We start from the raw sequence: 15,728 nt of genomic DNA, 5'->3' as shown, positions 1-15,728 counted from the left end.
AAATACAGAATGATCGGAATGACCCGAGCAACCCTGGCGACCAACTTCAATAAAGGAAAAAAAAGAAACAAAATGAAAAATTTTATTGCTGTATTCGTCTTAATTCTAATTTTCTTTAGTTGTACTAAAAGGTGTAGAGTTGAATCGAAATATAAAGATTCGATAGTAGTCTTCTTTAGACCTATTTTCAGCTCCAAAACTGTCAAGGCGCATGAATTGATAAATATGTCAAATTGTGTACCCGTAAATGATACTATCAAAATTAGCCATAGAGATTATTGTAAAATCAGCAATTTTATCCAAAATAAAAGATATGTAAAGTCTAAAGTAAAAGGAGTTCCTGAAATTTATTTTAAAAATGATGGAAAGGAAATATTCTTGACCTTGTTTGATACTTTAGCTACAGATATAAAGGGGGAGAATCTTGAGTCCAATATAAATATAATATACTTAATTAATAAGTATTGTAAATTCTATAACTATTATACCAAAGAAGAAGTTATGTGGGGTAGTCTTTATAGAAAATATCCTTTTCCCAAAGATTATCATTATTATTATGGATATTTTACTAAGAGGAAACAATCCGATGCATTAGTAGCAATAAAAAAGAAAGGAATAAAACTATGGCTCGTTGAAAAAGAAAGGTAATATATTGACCATGCTATTTCTATTTCGTGCGGCTTCAAGAGGCATTTTATCCAGAGAATATTTTCAACTATGCTGCGTATATCTCCGATGCAACGGTAATCCTACACTGGTAACGAATGACTCAACGAATACCACTTGTAGGATGTACTGGGATGAGAACAACCACTTGATGGCTTTAAGTGATAATGCAAGTTGAATCTTTACTTTTACAATGTTGTTGGTGTTCACTAATGGAGACGTTATCGCTTGTACCAAAGAATAAACTAGGTGTTCCATTGTTACTCTAAAACCCTAACATAGTTTTTGTTTTTAGTTGCTGTCACTTTTAACATTTCGTATAAGCGACTTGTTATCAATGTGTTGTGATATGGGGAAGAGTGACAGGAGTGACAGGAAAATTAAAAGGTGGTTGTTTTTATGGTGTTGTTATAATAATGCAAGGAGAGAGATATTTGTTTATTATGAAAAGAAAAAGGGCATAAGAAGGGTTGTAATAAAGATTCATAAATTGGAGATAACAGGTGGACTTTTACATGGTAAAAGATGCCCTTTTGCAAGCCAAAAGATGCTCTTTTGAGGTGTGAAAGACGCCCTTTTGCACGGTAAAAGGGCACCTTTTAGAAAGGTATTTGTAAGTCTTTGATAGAGAATGGTATACAAGTCTGAAAGCTTTGCATAACTCCTGATTTTGTGAACACGTAGCTTGATTTTCCTGTAAACATATTTCTGATTAGATCGTAATGGTTCAGTGATATACTTCGGTACGGATAAGTTTACACGATCCTGCGCTGGATAGTTTTACCATGAACAGGCGTATCTCATAACTACCAGTTCCCCTTTTCCACCCAAGGACAAAAGCCTACCGTATACCATTCCTGATTTTGCTGTCATTTCTGTCACTCTTCTTTTGCTTTTAACCATCTGTATATAAGCCCATTACACGAAGTGTTAAAAGTGACGGCAACTAAAAATTAAACTTAATTAGGGGTTTTGATGCTTTTCTTCTAGTTACATTTACACGCACAACGCCCTTCATCTTTCTCCTGTTTTCCCATACTCTAAAGACCCATTTACAAAATAAAGTTGTATATTTGCAGTTGTACACTTCCGTTTGACAACGTATAACGGTGACAAGCCATCAGTCTATAACATGACTTACGATGGCTATGGTAACATCACACGGATGACAAAGCCGGAGAACTATAACCATCAGCGTATGTTCTATGCTTATACGTATGACGACCGCTATCATAGTCTTGTGACAAGTGTCAAGGATGCATATGGCTATAGCTCCAGCACGGCTTATGATGGTCTTTGGAATGCTCCGTCTGTAACGACCGACCTTAACGGACAGAAGATGGAATACACCTACGATGCACAGGGCAGACAGATGACTATCCGTGCTCCGTATGAGATAGAGAGCGGTCAGCCGTTTACTATCCGCTTTGAGTACTTCCCTGCAGAGCGTAAGGCACATACCATCCATTATTCTAAGGACGGAAACATTGATACCTATACCTTTGCCGACTCACTGATGCGTGCCGTCCAGACGAAGCAGACGGGTGTGGTGTGGTCTGGTGGAAGCAATCAAAAGGTCTCTATTGTCAGTGGAAGGGCTGTCATCGATGCCTTCGGACGTAACATTGCAGCTTATTACCCAATGACGGAGAGCTATGGTAACATCGGAACTTACAACCACGCTACGGGTGATCTGCAGGCAAAGACGGAGTATGATACACACGACCGTACCACGAGTGTTACGCTTGCTGACGGTAGTGTGACACGTACGGCTTACTCTATCGGCAGCCATGACGGTGAACCAATGCTCCAGACAACGGTCACGGATGCACTGGGACGACATGCGGAGAGCTATACCGATGCCAAGGGACGCAACCGTGAGACGGTGCAGCATGCCCGTGGTGAGGATATCACGGTGAAGTACAGCTATGACCCTGTTGGACAGGTGATGACGGTTCAGCATCCTAACGGTAAGGAGACGAAGTATGCCTACGACTTGCTTGGTCGGAAGCTGATGGTGAATCATCCTGATGCAGGTGAGACGGATATGACCTATGATGCAGCGGGTAACCTCCTGACGAAGCTCACGGCAGAGCTTAGGAAGTCGATATCTGACAAGGGTTATATCTCTTACACTTACGACTTCGAACGGCTCCATGAGGTGCTTTATCCTGAAAATCTCTTCAATCGTGTTACCTACACCTATGGTAAGGCTGGCGATAAGTATAACCGTGCCGGTCGTCTTGCCCTCGTAGAGGATGCGAGTGGCGGTGAAGCCTATTACTATGGCAAGCAGGGTGAGGTGACGAAGACCGTCCGTACGGTCATGGCGAGCGTGGCGGATATCAGGACTTATGTCTATGGTGCTACGTATGACAGCTGGAACCGGGTGCAGACGATGACTTATCCTGACGGTGAAGTGGTTACTTATCACTACAATGCTGCAGGACAGGTGGAGAGTCTTACGAGCAATAAACAGGGACGTCAGAGCGTTATTGTTGACAGGATAGGTTACGACAAGGAGGGTCATACGGTCTATACGAAACTCGGTAATGGCACGGAGACTACCTATACCTACGACAAGCAGCGTGAACGTCTGCAGGTGATGAACCTTACAGCGGACGGTCAGACTGTCATGGAGAACAGGTATCGTTATGATGCCGTGGACAATATCCTCGGTATTACGAATGCCGCCAACCCAACGTCGCTGACAAAACTCAATAGGGCGAAGCTGGGAGGAAGGAGTTCGCATACGTATGAATATGATGAGCTGAACCGCCTTATTCATGCAAGCGGCAAGGCTAAGCGTGCATCGTATGATATGGTGATGTCGTTCGGACGGATGAGTGAACCGCTGACGAAGGTGCAGAAGGTGGACTCAACGACAACAGCTAAGTCTTATAACTTTGCTTATAAGTATGAGGACAGTAACCATCCGACGGCTCCGACGCAGATTGGTCATGACCATTACACCTACGATGCCAACGGTAATCCAACACTGGTAACGAACGACTCTACGAATACTACTCGTGAGATGTATTGGGATGAAGATAACCGCCTGATGGTACTCTCTGACAACGGCAAGACAAGTCGTTACACTTACAACGCTGCCAGCGAACGCATCATGAAGAGTTATGGCACAATGGAGGGTGTGTATATCAATGGTGCACCGCAAGGTATTACCTTCCATGAGACGGATAACTTCACGCTTTATCCTGCCTCAATAATCAGCATTAACAAGAATCGCTTTACAAAGCATTACTTCATCGGGGACAAACGAATCGCCAGCCGTATCGGTACAGGTCTGTTCAACAACGTTTACGGGCGCAACGGCTCATACGTAACCGCTGGTCAGCAGGACTATGCTGAACGTATGAATCAGATTCAGAAACAGAAAGAAGCGTACTATAAACAGCAAGGTGTTGCGCCTGGTGTTCCTACAATGAAGGGTGCGTATGGTGATCCGGAGAATACAAAGCGAGGATATAACTCCATCATTGACACACTCGGCAACCACGATGTGCCACAAGGTTGGATTCAGACTCCGCATCCTAACACGACCCCAGGCACCAACCCTGGTCCACCTGTCTCATGGAACGACCCGAGCAACCCTGATGACCCACAGGCTGGTTATGGTTATATTCCAAATGACCCTACGAAGGAAGAAACCTTCTTCTATCACAGTGACCACCTTGGCTCAACGTCTTACATTACAGATGACAAAGCTAACATCACCCAGTATGATGCATATCTTCCATACGGTGAACTGTTAGTTGACGAGCATTCATCATCCGAGGACTTACCCTATAAGTTCAATGGTAAAGAACTCGATCAAGAGACAGGACTGTACTATTACGGGGCAAGGTATATGAATCCAATCACGAGTTTGTGGTATGGGGTAGATAGATTTAAAGAAAAATATCCCCACCTTTCTGGTTTTAATGCTTGTGCTTCTAATCCTTTATTATCTAGGGACTTAAATGGAGATAGTCTATGGATCGTTAATAAGCAAACTAATATTCTATACGAAGATCATAAACTTTACAATAAAGATGGTTCTCTTTATTCAGGTAAGGTAGAAGGTTCTGTGAAAGAAGCTAAGGAGGCGATAGACATAATATCAGGCACTGATAGTGGTTCTAATGTTTTAGAAGAATTCCAGAAGAGTAAAAAGAATATATACATTCATAAATTTTATAAGGAAAATCATTTTACCCCTTTGGGAACACGTGCTTCACTATTGATGGTTCCTTCTAATTCAAAGTATTCTAGTATAGCAGGGTCTGGTGGAAACATTTATTGGGATCCATATAATACAGAGGGCGGTCCAGATGAATTTCGCAATACAGAAAGACCAGCCTTTATCGGTTTGGCACATGAAATGGGGCATGCATATGCTGCACTAAAAGGAAAAGCAGATTATAACTATTTTTCTCCAAAAGCAATGCCGCCATTAAATATAATCCATAGAGATGATTATAACGCTATGCACTTTGAAAATATGATAAGGTATGAACTGGGGTATCCTTTGCGTATTGCATACACATATGATGAAAAAGGTGACTTATTTTTTAATTATAACTATGAAAATAGATAGCTTATGCTCTGTTTTAAAACTATTAATTCTCGGAGTAATATTAAATTACATATCGGGATGTACAAATCTCTTGGATACACCCTCGCCAAGTTATATAAAAGCTTATACACATACAGAAGATTTGTATATCAGAAAAGATGATTTTTTGAAAATTGCTAAAAGTAAGAAAGTAGAATCATATCAAGATATATGCTCGCTTTTGGATTCTAATAGATATAATTTTAGTTACCTGTATATCCCTCCAAGGATTCCAATATCCATACCAGCTGGATTAAAAGAAAAGGAGGTTTTGTTTTATGTAACATTGGTAGATTGTCTTCCAGACTTATTAATAAAACATAAAGTACTGATCTATAATAGTAAGTCAAATAAGAAAGTAAGATATTATTATAAGGTAAATCATGGAGAAATATATTTTTATCTGAATGATGGAACTCTCTTTTATAGTAGTGTGCAAAGTATAATCGAATGAAAAAGAGATACGTAATGAGCATATTATGTGTAATATTATGTGTAATATTATGTTCTTGTAGTGCTAAGGGGCATCTTGGATCTTCTTTTATAGAACATTTTAAGTCCCTATCAGAGTTTCCTTGTGGCAAAAACTTGAAGCACATGCCTCTGCCTACAAAAGATACTATCAGTTATAACATTTTAGCAGAAAAATTCCTGCTCCCTATTAATTCATTAGAATTTGCAGCGAACTATACCCCCTCTACGTATTGTTATTTAGGGAAATATGAAATAGACAAAGGCTACTATATCTTAGCTTGTAAGGTTTTTTATAATTTTCATGATTCTAGAATTATTTTATATACATATAATGCAAATCAGGATATAGTTACTTCCTCTTTGTTAGTTGGATGTCATGATAATTCATTAACAATAGAGAGTGAATATAAAAATGGTATAATAGATATAGAGACTACTTACAAAAAAGTTCCGAATGGATTGGATCCACCTGAAGGTAGGGAATATATTCAAAAGAAATATAAAAAGCAATACCACATAAATAAGAATTTTTGCTTTGCTGAATATAAATAAGTACTATCTCAACTATGCCTACCTTCGGGTCAGATGGCTATCGAAAAATTGAACTCCAATAGCTACACCAACCGTTATGCGTATGAATAGAACAGCGTCAAATAAATTTCTTTCGTTGGTATATCGCACCTCATTCCAAGGGTGTTTAACACTGTTGACTAAAGGTGTTTAACACTGTTGATCAAGGGTGTTTAACATCCTTGATTCTCATTGCATAACTGGACTATACCAATCATCATTACATACTTGTTGGTGATGAATGACCCGAGTAACCCTGATGATCCGCAGGCTGGTTATGGCTACATTGCCAATGACACAACGAAAGAAGAGATCTTCTTCTATCACAGTGACCACCTCGGCTCAACGTCTTACATCACGGATGATAAAGCCAACATCACACAGTATGATGCCTACTTGCCGTATGGTGAACTCCTCGTTGATGAACACAGCAGCAGTGAAGACCTACCGTACAAGTTTAACGGCAAGCAGTTTGATGAGGAAACTGGCTTGTACTATTATGGTGCAAGGTACATGAATCCTATTACAAGTCTTTGGTATGGGGTGGATCCATTGGCGGAGAAGTATGTATCAACAGGGTGTTATGTATATTGTATAGATCACCCTATAAGACTAATAGACCCAGACGGGACTCATTGGGTTGAAGATAACAAAAAAGGATTGTCTGGAGAGAAAGTATTAAAAATAAGCAACAAGCCGCTGTAGCAGGACTAATTTATAGAGGGAAATCGTATCAAAGATTCTTTGTAAATAATCAAACATATGCAGTAACACGAGAACAATATACTCCTGATCGTCGCCTCATTATTCAAAAGCTCCAAAATATAGAATGGATTTTTCAGGAAAGGTTGTAACAGCCAAACAATTAACAGGTAAAAACTTGAATACTTCACGTAATGCACCATATGGAATCCAAGGGAAGGCCTATTTGAATGCTGTCTTTTCTGATGGAACAATACATACTGCAGCTACTTTCGAGTTTAATAGTGGTTTATACGGTAATGGACCTACACCTAACAACTCCTATGAAGCGCTTGGTGCTGTGCCAACAAATGAGTCTGGAATGTTAAACAACGGACGTACAGGATGGAAAGTTCTCTTACCGAATTATAATGGAAGATCGGGGCTTAGAGTGCATCCGGATACTAAGTCACCTGGAACAAAGGGCTGCATTGGTATAGTCGGTTGTTACGAAGAATTAAAAAATCTTGGTAATTTCTTTAATAATTATATTGGTCCTAGTGGAAGACATAGGATGATTTTTAATTTTAACATAAAAGGTAACCCAAATTATGGCAATGAAGGTAGATCTAATTCTCGTCTTGCTCAATAGCTTATTTAACATACAAGCTTGTACTGGACAAGGAAGAATAGAAAGGGGAAAAATAGATGTTGCAGAACATATAAAGAAGGAAGCTTCTGTACCGTTAGACACATCCATTAATGGCATAATACTAGATGATACCGTTTCTCTAAATAATATTTTAGGGAAAAGACTTCCCGTCATAGATTTTAGTAATTATGGAGAATGCACTGTGTGCAGTAATATTGATGGAACAGAAATTCTAATTCTTTGCGTGAACTATGGAGGATATATAAACCAGTATGATAAATTCGTTGTCGTTCCTTCTCATTCTATAATTCAACCTAAAAGAATACGACAAACTTTATTAAAAAAATTCTGTTCAGGGCTAGGTGCATATATTGGCTGTGATATAAAAGAAATAGAAAAACAAATGATGATGATGAATAAGGTTCAATATAAAACAGCTGAAGGTGTAGAGATTGTTTACAGCCAGTCTCTTCCCGATTGGCCATATCATTGTGAATACCATTTTATGAATAATCGTCTTATTCGATATGAATTTGATTATCGTGATCCATAAGATGTCCTCTGATGCCCCAATCTCTTGGAATGATCCGAGCAACGCGGACAACCCTCAGGCTGATTATGGTTATATTCCTAATGACACTACAAAAGAAGACACCTCCTTCTATCACACGCGCCTTATTCCAAGGGTGTTTAACACTGTTGCCCAAGGGTGTTTAATACTGTTGCCTAAAGGTGTTTAACACTGTTGATCAAGGGTGTTAAACACCCTTGATTCTTATAGTATTTCATTTGGGAAGTTTACAGAAACAGATCCTGTTACTGGTGATATAACATTAACAGAGGGCGGTAATAAGAAATTTCAAGTTATTAAATTAACACATGAACTATCGAATAGAATCAATAGAGGTGTACTCCGGAGTTATGGAAAGAAGGTTGAACAATCCAAAATTTCGCTACAGAAATATGCTCATTTATCTGCTCAGACAGAAGTAGATGGTGAAATTAATCAAATAAAAGTTGTTGCTGACATTGGATTCCGTTACTTTGGGAAAAATTCAAAAGCTATCAATTCTGTAATTGATAACTACTCGAAAAATAAAAGCTTTAATCTTAGAAAGATTGTGGCACCATCTACAGAGCATATTTTAACGTACATAAATCAAGGCAAAAGATTACAACAGGCATATCAAAATAGGAGGAGAAGAAGAAAATGAAATGGGTTATATTAATAGTGCAAATAATGTTTATTTTATCATGCAGTGCTCAAAAGACATCAAATGAGAGAGAGAGGGACTTATATATAAATGAGTTATCCTTTATAAATAATAGGAATCTGAACTTTTCTATTAAAAGAGTTGCCAGTGATTCATGTTTTCCAATTATTGATATAGGTTATCGCATAAGAGTAAAACTTACTCCAAAACAAGACAGTTTAATAAGAAAACTAAAGAAAAGACAATGGATAAATATGCTTAATAATAACACAACCGATTATGCTGCAAATATTCTACTATACTATATTCACAATCGTGATGCGACTGTGCTTTTATATAATAGGAGTCTTAAAGACTGGCGAGATGGTATGAAAAATGAGGATATCTTGTATTGGGATGAGACTCTTAAGTGATATTTAGACAGTCTGTAAGTAGCGTGAACTATCTTACAGCGGACGGTCAGACTGTCATGGAGAACAGGTATCGTTATGATGCCGTGGACAATATCCTCGGTATTACGAATGCCGCCAACCCAACGTCGCTGACAAAACTCAATAGGGCGAAGCTGGGAGGAAGGAGTTCGCATACGTATGAGTATGATGAGCTGAACCGCCTTGTCCATGCAAACGGCAAGGCTAAGCGTGCATCGTATGATATGGTGATGTCGTTCGGACGGATGAGTGAACCGCTGACCAAGGTTCAGAAGGTGGACTCAACGACAACTGCCAAGTCTTATAACTTTGCTTATAAGTATGAGGACAGCAACCACCCCACTGCTCCAACACAGATTGGTCATGAGCATTACACGTATGATGCTAACGGTAATCCTACGTTGGTAACAAATGACAGTACGAATATCACGAGGGAAATGTATTGGGATGAGGACAACCGTCTCATGGTCTTAAGCGACAACGGCAAGACAAGCCGTTACACCTACAACGCAGCCGGCGAGCGCATCATGAAGAGTTACGGTACGATGGAGGGTGTGTATATCAATGGTGCACCACAGGGTATCACCTTCCACGAGACGGACAACTTCACACTTTATCCTGCTTCAATAATCAGCATCAACAAGAATCGCTTTACGAAGCATTACTTCCTTGGTGACAAACGAATCGCTTCAAGGATAGGAACGGGTCTGTTTAACAACGTCTATGGACGCAATGGTTCATACGTAACGGCTGGTCAGCAGGACTATGCTGAGCGTATGAATCAGATTCAGACACAGAAGGAAACGTACTATAAGAAGGTGGGTGTAGCTCCTGGAGTACCGACAGAGAAGGGTGCATATGGTGATCCAGAGAACACGCACATCGGCTACAACTTCATCATCAGGGAGCTGGGTAACCACGATGTACCACAGGGTTGGATTCAGACTCCACATCCGAACACCACACCAGGTACCAACCCCGGTGCTCCTGTCTCATGGAATGACCCAACCAACCCCGATGACCCACAGGCTGGTTATGGTTACATCACTAATGACACTACAAAAGAGGAAACGTTCTTCTATCACAGTGATCACCTTGGCTCAACGTCTTACATCACAGATGATAAAGCCAATATCACTCAATATGATGCATATCTTCCATACGGCGAACTGTTAGTTGATGAGCACAGTAGCAGTGAGGACCTACCGTATAAGTTCAATGGCAAGCAGTTTGATGAGGAAACTGGTCTGTACTATTATGGTGCAAGATACTTGAACCCAGTCACGAGTCTGTGGTATGGGATGGATCCGTTGGCGGAGAAGTATCCGACAGTAGGAGGGTTTGTATTTTGCATTAGTAACCCTGTACGCTTAGTTGATCCTGATGGTAAGAAAATATGGATAGGAAATGGTAGTAATTCATCTACTACACTTGATCTTATACGAGGTACATTGCCAGAAAAGGAACGTTCTTTTGTTCAGTTAGATGTCAATGGATATATCGATCAAAAAATTCTACTATCAGGACTCAATAAAAATTCTAGTAATAATCTAAAAGATTTAATAACTGTTGTGCAAGATCGTAGAGTTATTAAATATTTTGGATTAGCTACAAGTGTTAATATGTTATATGACGAAAATGATAATGGCAATTTCAAAGTGCAGAATATTGCATTCAATCCTCCAACACACGGAAGTGAAATAGGCTCAAATATAAAGAATGCATTAGCAAATGACAAAACCTTAAATGTTAAAGAATTACGAGATGTCTATAAACGTCAAGGTTTAGACGAGTCTTATAGTGTTACTGGAAATTTAGGATTTACCTTGAGACCTAATAATGAGCAGGGTAATTATCCAAATAATTCTGAACGAGCATTGTCTTCATTTATTGAGGTTTATACGAGTGCTGTTGGTACAACTAAGTTGGATCAATACACTAATGCAGGCCATGAACTATATAATCATATTTTATTTTATTTAATGGGACGTGATCCGACGCATAATAATAAAGATCTTAACAGGCATGAAGAAAGGACTTTAAATGATATTTATAAATATAACCCAATTCTATTGAGAAATGATAAGAATAAATTTGAATAAAGTAATGAGGTGCTTAAGTCATATATTGCTAATATGGATAATTCTTTTTTTGTTTAGTTGTAGGACGACTCAACTACCAAAAGAAAATTCTTATACCATTTCTCCTAAAGACATCCACTACAACTATATCACTGGGGTATACTCGCCGACTTTATCCTTCAGAAAACAAATAGAAAAATACATATATCGGAATTTTTCATGGGATAGAGCTGGTTATGTATATAAGAATAGTATACAAGGGCGGAGTATTATTCAGGTTGATTATGATTTATTGAACAGTAATATAAAAGGTATACGGATTCTAATGTCAACAAATATAGCATCTGTAGATGAAGAGCTAATTTATTGTGTTAGGAAACTTCACTTTGTTAATGTAATGAAAGGAAATCAAAATATGGTACTTAGATTTTTATTAAGAGTAAGGTATAATAAAATTAGAAAGTAAACCTATATCGGCTCTGTCGATCTAGTTCATAAGGATTGATTTTTAGATACAATATGTGAACTCGGGTTAAGAATGTTCTTATAAAAGTTGCTAATCTCGTTAGTTATTAACAAAATTTTTGCAGGACTTGCCAATAATATCCTCGGTATTACGAATGCCGCCAACCCAACGTCGCTGACGAAAATCAACAAGGCGAAGCTGGGAGGAAGGAGTTCGCATACGTATGAGTATGATGAGCTGAACCGCCTTATTCATGCCAGCGGTAAGGCTAAGCATGCATCGTATGATATGGTGATGTCGTTCGGACGGATGAGTGAACCGCTGACTAAGGTTCAGAAAGTGGACTCAACGACAACTGCTAAGTCTTATAACTTCGCTTATAAGTATGAGGACAGTAACCATCCGACGGCTCCAACGCAGATTGGTCATGACCATTACACGTATGATGCTAACGGTAATCCAACATTAGTAACGAACGATTCGGCGAACACTACCCGTGAGATGTACAGGAATGAGGACAACCGCCTGATGGTCTTAAGCGATAACGGCAAGACAAGCCGTTACACTTACAACGCTGCCGGTGAACGTATCATGAAGAGTTATGGTACGATGGAGGGTGTGTATATCAATGGTGCGCCGCAGGGTATCACCTTCCATGAAACAGATAACTTCACACTTTATCCTGCAAGTATCCTCTCTGTTAACAAGAATCGCTTTACGAAGCATTACTTCATTGGTGACAAACGAGTTGCTTCAAGAATAGGAACAGGTCTGTTTAACAACGTCTACGGACGCAACGGCTCATACGTAACGGCTGGTCAGCAGGACTATGCAGAGCGTATGAATCAGATTCAGACACAGAAGGAGGCATACTATAAGAAGGTGGGTGTAGCTCCTGGTGTACCGACAGAGAAGGGTGCGTATGGTGATCCAGAGAATACACACATCGGCTACAACTCCATCATCAGGGAACTCGGTAACCACGATGTGTCACAGGGTTGGATTCAGACACCACGCCCCAACACCACACCGAATACTAACCCCGGTCCACCTGTAAGCTGGAATGACCCGAGCAACCCTGATGACCCACAGGCTGGTTATGGATATATTCCAAATGACACAACACGTGAGGAAACCTTCTTCTATTACAGTGATCATTTAGGCAGCACGTCTTACATCACAGATGACAAAGCCAACATCACCCAGTATGATGCTTACCTGCCATATGGTGAACTGTTAGTTGACGAGCATTCATCATCCGAGGACTTACCCTATAAGTTCAATGGTAAAGAACTCGATCAAGAGACAGGACTGTACTATTACGGGGCAAGGTATATGAACCCAGTAATATCACTATGGTATGGAGTAGATCCAATGCAGGAAAAATCCTCTTTTATTTCAACTTATGCATATACTTTTAATAATCCTGTTCATTTTATTGATCCAAATGGTAAATGGGGAGAAGATGCTAATAGAAATCTGATAGCGGAAAAGGGAGATAATGCATGGACATTAGCTAAGTATCTTAATACCTCTGCCGAGATCTCAACTAAAATGTTGAATGAGCAGGGATATTCTATAAATGAGAACGGCATTTTGAATTTAAAAGTTGGTGATATTTTCAAAGTCGAACGGGAAAGTCATAAACCCGAAGAAAGAATTGATTTAGGGTTTGTAGGAAATACTATAAGAAAAGAAGCTGGTTCCGAGTTTAGTAAAAACTTATTTGAAAATTATTGGAAAGGAAATGGAGATGTTGAATTATCAGGGGAAAGATTTGCTGGTATTTTACTTTATGTAAAAGAGAATGCTCCAAAGTCTTCCAATCAGACACCTGTCACTCTTATAGGTGCCCCTAGTGGAAATGTTGTAGGTCATGGTAGTAAAAGAGCTGTTAACTTTTATTCAAGTTCTGAATACGATAAAGCTTTCGGAACTGCAACCTTATATTATAATTCGAAAGGTAATATAATAGGCTTCTTTGATCATTATGATTTTGACCCGAAACCTTGGGGTGAACGAAGTTATAAAAATGAACTTATAACAAGAGCAGTAGAAACAGCCTCCCCATCAGAAGCCAAGGATTTTAAAATTAGATATGGATATTCAAAAAGATAGATTTATGAGAAATCTTACCTTATTAATTTTATGTTTAATTTTCATTGCCTGTGAGAGAGCATCTCTAAAAAGAGCAGAGAATCTTCTTAATTTTTCTCTCAATAATAGTGTGTCCTTTCTACAAAAACATGAATATTGGAATGACTTTAATGGTAATGGCTTCAGGATAGAGGTTTATAATATTTTAGATATGAACTATATAAGGAATATGTCAGAGAAATCGTATCTTAAATCTTTTAATTGCAATAAAAAGTACGACGTAATTAGAAATAGTGAATGTGGTAAATTTATTAATAACGGTGCAGGTTTCTATAAGACAATATGGAAAGGTGACAATATAGAAACGGTTGTTATAGATACTCTTAATAAAAAGTTTTTATTCTGTTATCGCTTTATATAGGCAAAATCAAATAAGTTTATTAATGTCATCTATAATTGGAGAAAGGAGCGACCCACTCTCACACCTGATTAGCATGTGGTATTGTAAACATCTTCCGCTCATATGCCTATACAGAAGAATTGGATTCCGATAACTATATCGAATGTTACATGTATAGATTAAAGTCTCTGAAAAATTCCAAGTACCGGAACGCACCGTTTCATCCGGTGAAACGCACGATTCCATCCGATGAAACCCACAGTTTCAAGCATTGAAACTCTATTGGAGTTCCTATTCGAAGAATCATGTATACGCCCACGAAGCCCCTAACCGTCTAATAAAGACCAACGGTAAGGCTAAGCTTGCATCGTATGATATGGTGATGTCGTTCGGACGGATGAGTGAACCGCTGACGAAGGTGCAGAAGGTGGATTCAACGACAACTGCCAAGTCTTATAACTTTGCTTATAAGTATGAGGACAGTAAGCACCCGACGGCTCCAACGCAGATTGGTCACGACCATTACACGTATGATGCCAATGGTAATCCTACGCTGGTAACGAATGACAGTACCAACACCACGAGGGAGATGTACTGGGACGAGGACAACCGCCTGATAGTCTTAAGCGATAATGGCAAAACCTCACGTTACACTTACAACGCTGCCGGTGAACGCATCATGAAGAGTTACGGGACGATGGAGGGTGTGTATATCAATGGTGCACCGCAAGGAATTATGTTCCACGAGACGGACAACTTCACGCTTTATCCTGCTTCGATAATCAGCATTAACAAGAATCGCTTTACGAAGCATTACTTCATTGGTGACAAACGAGTTGCTTCAAGGATAGGAACGGGTCTGTTCAACAACGTCTATGGACGCAATGGCTCATACGTAACCGCTGGTCAGCAGGATTATGCTGAGCGTATGAATCAGATTCAGAAGCAGAAAGAGGCATACTATAAGAAGGTGGGTGTAGCTCCTGGTGTACCGACAGAGAAGGGTGCGTATGGTGATCCGGAGAACACTGGTGTTGGTTATAATGCCGTCCTTACAGAACTCGGCAACCATGATGTGCCACAGGGTTGGATTCAGACTCCACATCCTAACACGACACCAGGTACCAACCCCGGTGCCCCAGTCTCATGGAACGACCCAAGCAACCCTGATGATCCACAGGCTGGTTACGGCTATATCCCAAACGATACTACGAAAGAAGAAACCTTCTTCTATCACAGTGACCACTTAGGTTCAACGTCTTACATCACAGACGATAGAGGTAACATCACACAATATGATGCTTACCTGCCGTATGGCGAACTATTAGTTGAAGAACACATTACCACTCTAATAGTATTATCAGAAGTGGTAAAAGTAGTA

General features: G+C 39.5%; 12 protein-coding genes and 2 pseudogenes. 13 read left to right on the top strand and 1 reads right to left on the bottom strand.

Annotated features, from left to right (window positions below):
* The first annotated feature begins 225 nt into the window (after positions 1-225).
* Entirely contained in the window at positions 226-648 is a 423-nt protein-coding gene (locus tag J5A55_RS05115) for a hypothetical protein (protein WP_155813811.1), read from the top strand.
* Positions 649-711: 63 nt separating this feature from the next.
* On the opposite strand, the gene J5A55_RS05110 is transcribed toward J5A55_RS05115, so the two are convergent.
* Positions 712-924, bottom strand: coding sequence for a hypothetical protein (locus tag J5A55_RS05110; RefSeq protein WP_155813812.1), 213 nt, complete (start codon positions 922-924; stop codon positions 712-714).
* Positions 925-2,005: 1,081 nt separating this feature from the next.
* On the opposite strand from J5A55_RS05110, the gene J5A55_RS05105 reads away from it, so the two are divergent.
* The 12 genes and pseudogenes from J5A55_RS05105 to J5A55_RS05050 all read left to right on the top strand — a co-directional run.
* Complete coding sequence (locus J5A55_RS05105) at positions 2,006-5,263, top strand: RHS repeat-associated core domain-containing protein (RefSeq protein WP_249118604.1); 3,258 nt, start codon at positions 2,006-2,008, stop codon at positions 5,261-5,263.
* Positions 5,250-5,735 (top strand): hypothetical protein, encoded by a 486-nt coding sequence (locus tag J5A55_RS05100; RefSeq protein ID WP_234396044.1) that lies wholly within the window; start codon positions 5,250-5,252, stop codon positions 5,733-5,735. The genes J5A55_RS05105 and J5A55_RS05100 overlap by 14 nt, the downstream gene beginning before the upstream one ends.
* Positions 5,736-5,749: 14 nt before the next feature.
* A complete protein-coding gene (locus tag J5A55_RS05095) occupies positions 5,750-6,307 on the top strand; it encodes a hypothetical protein (RefSeq protein WP_155813759.1) in 558 nt (185 codons plus the stop codon).
* A 258-nt stretch (positions 6,308-6,565) separates the two neighbouring features.
* Positions 6,566-7,030, top strand: a pseudogene (locus J5A55_RS05090) (RHS repeat domain-containing protein); the annotation flags it as partial.
* A 124-nt stretch (positions 7,031-7,154) separates the two neighbouring features.
* A complete protein-coding gene (locus J5A55_RS05085; protein WP_004381935.1) occupies positions 7,155-7,658 on the top strand; it encodes a hypothetical protein in 504 nt (167 codons plus the stop codon).
* Positions 7,618-8,211: a hypothetical protein gene (locus J5A55_RS05080; RefSeq protein WP_039850869.1), complete on the top strand. Its 594-nt coding sequence runs from the start codon at positions 7,618-7,620 to the stop codon at positions 8,209-8,211. Before J5A55_RS05085 ends, J5A55_RS05080 begins: the two co-directional genes overlap by 41 nt.
* A gap of 202 nt (positions 8,212-8,413) precedes the next feature.
* Positions 8,414-8,872 carry a hypothetical protein gene (locus J5A55_RS05075; protein ID WP_004381932.1) on the top strand — a complete coding sequence of 153 codons (459 nt, stop codon included), beginning with the start codon at positions 8,414-8,416 and terminating at the stop codon, positions 8,870-8,872.
* On the top strand, positions 8,869-9,285 hold the full coding sequence (locus J5A55_RS05070) for a hypothetical protein (RefSeq protein ID WP_004381931.1): 417 nt from the start codon (positions 8,869-8,871) through the stop codon (positions 9,283-9,285). The genes J5A55_RS05075 and J5A55_RS05070 overlap by 4 nt, the downstream gene beginning before the upstream one ends.
* 242 nt (positions 9,286-9,527) lie before the next feature.
* A complete protein-coding gene (locus J5A55_RS12315; RefSeq protein WP_234396062.1) occupies positions 9,528-11,405 on the top strand; it encodes an RHS repeat domain-containing protein in 1,878 nt (625 codons plus the stop codon).
* 532 nt (positions 11,406-11,937) lie between these two features.
* Positions 11,938-13,968: an RHS repeat domain-containing protein gene (locus J5A55_RS12310; RefSeq protein ID WP_004381928.1), complete on the top strand. Its 2,031-nt coding sequence runs from the start codon at positions 11,938-11,940 to the stop codon at positions 13,966-13,968.
* A complete protein-coding gene (locus tag J5A55_RS05055; protein WP_004381927.1) occupies positions 13,949-14,368 on the top strand; it encodes a hypothetical protein in 420 nt (139 codons plus the stop codon). The genes J5A55_RS12310 and J5A55_RS05055 overlap by 20 nt, the downstream gene beginning before the upstream one ends.
* A gap of 304 nt (positions 14,369-14,672) precedes the next feature.
* Positions 14,673-15,686 (top strand): annotated as a pseudogene (locus J5A55_RS05050) (sugar-binding protein); the annotation flags it as partial.
* Positions 15,687-15,728: the final 42 nt, after the last annotated feature.

This window comes from Prevotella veroralis (genome assembly GCF_018127765.1).
GTDB classification, from domain to species: Bacteria; Bacteroidota; Bacteroidia; order Bacteroidales; family Bacteroidaceae; genus Prevotella; species Prevotella veroralis.
The sequence above is the reverse complement of the archived record's forward strand: the minus strand, read 5'-3'. Positions and strand labels throughout refer to the sequence as shown.

Excerpts from the sequence above, each read along its gene's own strand:
- J5A55_RS05115 (WP_155813811.1), top strand. The coding sequence starts at position 226 with ATGTCAAATTGTGTACCCGTAAATGATACTATCAAAATTAGCCATAGA.
- J5A55_RS05110 (WP_155813812.1), bottom strand. The coding sequence starts at position 924 with ATGGAACACCTAGTTTATTCTTTGGTACAAGCGATAACGTCTCCATTA.
- J5A55_RS05105 (WP_249118604.1), top strand. The coding sequence starts at position 2,006 with ATGGAATACACCTACGATGCACAGGGCAGACAGATGACTATCCGTGCT.
- J5A55_RS05100 (WP_234396044.1), top strand. The coding sequence starts at position 5,250 with ATGAAAATAGATAGCTTATGCTCTGTTTTAAAACTATTAATTCTCGGA.
- J5A55_RS05095 (WP_155813759.1), top strand. The coding sequence starts at position 5,750 with ATGAGCATATTATGTGTAATATTATGTGTAATATTATGTTCTTGTAGT.
- J5A55_RS05085 (WP_004381935.1), top strand. The coding sequence starts at position 7,155 with ATGGATTTTTCAGGAAAGGTTGTAACAGCCAAACAATTAACAGGTAAA.
- J5A55_RS05080 (WP_039850869.1), top strand. The coding sequence starts at position 7,618 with ATGGCAATGAAGGTAGATCTAATTCTCGTCTTGCTCAATAGCTTATTT.
- J5A55_RS05070 (WP_004381931.1), top strand. The coding sequence starts at position 8,869 with ATGAAATGGGTTATATTAATAGTGCAAATAATGTTTATTTTATCATGC.
- J5A55_RS12315 (WP_234396062.1), top strand. The coding sequence starts at position 9,528 with ATGGTGATGTCGTTCGGACGGATGAGTGAACCGCTGACCAAGGTTCAG.
- J5A55_RS05055 (WP_004381927.1), top strand. The coding sequence starts at position 13,949 with ATGGATATTCAAAAAGATAGATTTATGAGAAATCTTACCTTATTAATT.